Below are 4,200 nucleotides of genomic sequence, written 5' to 3'. Positions count from 1 at the left end.
TTGATAATAACCAATATAATGGACGATTTGAATGCTACAGGGACATTCGATGGTTTAGAACTAGTTATCGAATCGCATGAAGGTAATAAGCAACATCTGGTACGACTAGATCCTGATGAATTGGTCTTCTCTCATGGAGATACATCTTACGGCGGCGTTTTGGACTTCTATGAGATTAGGCCGTACTACGATAGTACAAAGCAACTGTTCATATCAGCACCAAATGGAGTGTTGATCGAAAACGGAATATCTGGAAACAGCAGTGATGGCTTGGCTATTATAAACGTCAGCAAAATAAACTTCTTGGCGAATCAATACGAATCCAACGGCGCCGGAATAAATATGAACAACAGCGAAATCTATAATGTTAACAAGCTCACATTCAATGATCCTGGCGCCGGTGAAGGTCTCGAATGGAAGGGCGGAAACGGCTTCAAAATATACGAGGCTCCAACTGATCTTAGCAACGGCGCGGGATATTTGCACATTGTCCAAAATGACACGTCGCTGATCAACTTCGGCACCGACAGCACATCAGCTCGGATTCAATCCTACCCGGTTTATAACCGTACCTATTCCGGATCCGCTAACATGTATGTCACGTCAAACGGCGTCCTTGGCCGAATTTCCTCGGCCATGAAATACAAAGCGGACATCCAAGAGGTGCCGCTCGACAACGGATATGCCGAGCGAATCCTCGGTCTCAAACCAAAATCGTGGTTCGACAAGACCGAAATCTCCGAGAACGGCGGAAGCACGGATGGGCTGCGCCGTCACTATGGTTTGATTGCGGAGGATGTCGTCGCTGTTGGACTTCCGGAGTATGCCACATACAACGGCGACGAGTTGGAAGGTATCGAATACGATCGATTGTGGACGCTGCTGATCCCTGTGTCCGCCGACCATCATGATCGTATCGCATGGTTAGAAACCGAAAATGACTACTTGAAGCAATACGTCACATATCTAGAAAATCGTATAAATGAATTGGAGACGAAAATAGCATGAAGCCCAATATTTAAGGCAAGCCGATGGCTTGCCTTTTGATTTTCCATTTTTTGTGAAGGAGGAAAAACATGAACAATAATATCGACACTAATCTCATCATTAGTTCTTTGCGTGCTCAAATTGCGCAACTCTCGTATGAGAAAGCCTTATTGGACGCACTGGCGACTCAACAGCAACAAAAAATCGGAGAACTGGAAAAGCAGTTGAATGAGCTGAAAACTGAAAATACCAATAATCAAAGAAAGGGGAAGATAAATGATGCAAATTCAAATTAATTCGATCTCAATCAATTATCAAGACGGTGGGGCGATTTCAAAAGTTCAAGTTTACTTCAACGGCAACGATGATGCGCGCTCGATCAACATCAGCGGATATATCCCGCTCACGGCCGACGAATACACTGGGAAAACCTTTGATCAACTGTCGGATTTGGTGAAGCAAAAGGTGGTTGAAAAACTTGGGGAAAGCCCCGATCAATGAGTCCGGGCTTTTTCTTTTGGGTAGAGGAGGCAGATACTTGAGTGAGCAATGGTATTCAAACAAAGAGCTATTCGAGCAGATGATCCAATTCCGTAGCGAATTGCAAGATCTTCGCGCGGAAATGCGTGAGACACGAGCGATCATCAAACGTTATAACGGTCTCCGAGAGAAGATTGAACATGTTGAAGAACAGATCGGAACGCTCCAGGCGAAAGCCGCTGGGCGTTCTTCTGTTTGGACTGATATACGACTGTGGGGTGGTTGGATTGTAGCAATAATATCTGCGGCATTGGCATTTGGAAAATATTTAGGAGGGTGATTTTTACATGGATAAAGCAAGTGTCGTTCGTATGGTGTTGGCGATTCTCGCAGCTGTGAAATTAGTCTTACAACCGTTTGGCATTGAGATTCCGCAGGATTTGATCGACAGCATTGCCGATCTTGCAGCAGCAGTGGTCGTTGTTTGGACTGCGTTCAAAAACAATTACTTGACCAAAAAGGGTTTAGCTCAAAAAGAAGTGCTAAAGAAAGAAGGCTTGGCAAAATAAGAGCTGCTTAGCCGGCTCTTCTTTATTTTTATGAAGGAGAGGACTTAAAATATGGCAATGTTAAAGGGCATTGATGTATCCGAACATAATGGTGAAATCAACTGGGATAAGGTAAAAGCGGACGGTGTCAAATTCGCGATGATTCGTATGGGCTACGGCAGCGACATTAAATCCCAAGATGATAGTCAATTCGAACGCAACGTCCGAGAAGCTGAGCGTGTTGGTATTCCATGGGGGGCATATCTTTATTCTTACGCTCTTACCGTTGAACAAGCCAAAAGCGAAGCGGCCCATGCGTTACGTTTGCTGAAAGGCAAAAAGCCATCCTATCCGATCGCCTTCGATATGGAAGATGCGGATCATTACAAAGAAAAGCACGGTATGCCGGCTAACAACGTGCTTGTTGATATATGTGACACCTTTTTATCGATCGTCAGCGATGCTGGCTATGATGTGATGCTGTATGCCAATAAGGACTGGTTGGAAAATCGGTTAAACAGTTCTAAGCTCGGCAAATACAAAAAATGGGTCGCACAGTGGGGAGATAAGTTAACCTACAACGACGAGAATGTTGTCATGTGGCAGTTTACGAACTCCGGAATTGTGCATGGAATAAACGACCATGTCGATATGAATTATTCATACGTTGATTTTGGCGCTGCTAAAAAGCCGACGAGCAAACCTAAGTCGGAGTCAAAGCCGGCTGCCCAAGAAGTAACAACCTATACGGTCAAAAAAGGCGATACTTTGTGGGCGATCGCTAAAAAATACCATACGACCGTTTCAGCCTTGGCAAAATTAAATGGGTTTGAAAATCCTGATCTAATTTATCCTGGTCAAAAGCTGAAAATCAGCGGAAGCTCCACGGCGCCGTCGAGCACGAAAGTGTATGTGGTGAAAAAGGGAGATACGTTGTCAGGAATTGCTGCCCGTTACAATACATCCGTTGCAGAGCTTGTTAAGCTAAACAAGATCAAAAACCCAGATTTAATTTATCCAGGTCAAAAGATTAAATTGCCTTAATAATTACCCCTGTATCTTCGGATGCGGGGGTTATTTTTTTGTGCCCATAAATAATCAGAAAATAAAAACTTTAATTTTTGTGGTGACAAGGTATTGACGTGTCACCACAAGATGATATACTAGAATCAGAAAAGGAAACCAAAAGGAGGAAATCAAAAATGCAAAAGAAAGAAGTGATGCGCAGGGCTTGGGAAATCGCGAAACAAGGTCAACGTCGGTTCGGTGGCAAAGTCGTTGAATATTTGGCAGAAGCGCTCCGGATGGCTTGGGCTGAAGTTCGGGCGCCGAAAACCGTCCGTTTCGGCGTCAACCATCAACCCAGCGGCGGCCGGGAATGGGTGGCCGAAATCGTCGGTCGTCACCCCCGTTTCAAATTCGATCGCGTGTTTCTGAACGCGGCTGAAAGGAAATGGAGCTCTTCAGGAAAAACTGGAACAACCTATTTTGAATTGAAGGAAGGCCGCATCTACGAAGTGAACGAGCCGTGGAAAGGTCGGTATTTTGTGGCTGTTGTCGGCGGGAAAATCGTCGATGTGACTGTGGACGATGTAGAAAAGAATATCGCATGAGGTGACAACAGTGGGGTTAATCAAACGCCAATTCAGAATCGAGGATACTCTTTGGGCTCGGTGGCAACGGGCAAACAATCGAGCCGCAACAAATGGCAGCGAATTGATCAGGAGGTTCATTGAAGAATACACCACTAAAAAGGAGAAGGAGCTGAACATCATGGCTCAAGTCGTTGAGACAATCGCCCGACGCGATGACTTCCCGATCGACGGCGAAGCATACGTCGTCGGGAAAGTCGATGACGGACGGTACTTCTTCGCCTGGGGCCCGGAATATCCTTTCGCGGATGAGGTTCCCGCGCATGACATTGAAGCCGGGGAATCCGGTCTCAGCTATCATGAGACCGAAGAGGCCGCCCGAAAGGAAATGCTGGAAGCGATTCGAGCAGAGTTTGAAAATCGGGAGCCGCGCAAGTGGTACATCGATCGTGTTTTCATCCGAAATGGAGAAATGCACGATTGTGGATTCTATCTCCGCGAGGACGGCATCATTGAATGGCATGAACCGATCCCAAACGGGGATATTCAAGAATTCCCCATTGAAGAATGCACATATGAGGATGGGGTCCCGG

At 45.8% G+C, this 4,200-nt stretch carries 8 protein-coding genes; all 8 read left to right on the top strand.

What is annotated here, in order from left to right:
- The coding region (locus CCB157_RS14020; RefSeq protein WP_238594728.1) for a tail fiber domain-containing protein at positions 1-1,008 on the top strand (1,008 nt) is incomplete at its 5' end.
- A gap of 68 nt (positions 1,009-1,076) precedes the next feature.
- Positions 1,077-1,283, top strand: a complete 207-nt coding sequence (locus CCB157_RS14015; RefSeq protein ID WP_077616504.1) for a hypothetical protein — start codon at positions 1,077-1,079, stop codon at positions 1,281-1,283.
- Positions 1,267-1,488: a hypothetical protein gene (locus CCB157_RS14010; RefSeq protein ID WP_143287064.1), complete on the top strand. Its 222-nt coding sequence runs from the start codon at positions 1,267-1,269 to the stop codon at positions 1,486-1,488. Before CCB157_RS14015 ends, CCB157_RS14010 begins: the two co-directional genes overlap by 17 nt.
- Before the next feature lie 37 nt (positions 1,489-1,525).
- Entirely contained in the window at positions 1,526-1,807 is a 282-nt protein-coding gene (locus CCB157_RS14005; RefSeq protein ID WP_077616502.1) for a hypothetical protein, read from the top strand.
- A gap of 7 nt (positions 1,808-1,814) precedes the next feature.
- Positions 1,815-2,036, top strand: coding sequence for a phage holin (locus tag CCB157_RS14000; protein WP_077616501.1), 222 nt, complete (start codon positions 1,815-1,817; stop codon positions 2,034-2,036).
- Between the two features lie 51 nt (positions 2,037-2,087).
- Entirely contained in the window at positions 2,088-3,059 is a 972-nt protein-coding gene (locus CCB157_RS13995) for a glycoside hydrolase family 25 protein (RefSeq protein WP_077616500.1), read from the top strand.
- 158 nt (positions 3,060-3,217) lie between these two features.
- Positions 3,218-3,628: a hypothetical protein gene (locus tag CCB157_RS13990; RefSeq protein WP_077616499.1), complete on the top strand. Its 411-nt coding sequence runs from the start codon at positions 3,218-3,220 to the stop codon at positions 3,626-3,628.
- A gap of 160 nt (positions 3,629-3,788) precedes the next feature.
- Positions 3,789-4,200, top strand: a 412-nt coding sequence (locus CCB157_RS13985) for a hypothetical protein (RefSeq protein ID WP_143287063.1), incomplete at its 3' end; no start/stop codon positions are given.

It is taken from the genome of Caenibacillus caldisaponilyticus (genome assembly GCF_002003465.1).
Lineage (GTDB): Bacteria > Bacillota > Bacilli > Bacillales > Sporolactobacillaceae > Caenibacillus > Caenibacillus caldisaponilyticus.
The sequence above is the reverse complement of the archived record's forward strand: the minus strand, read 5'-3'. Positions and strand labels throughout refer to the sequence as shown.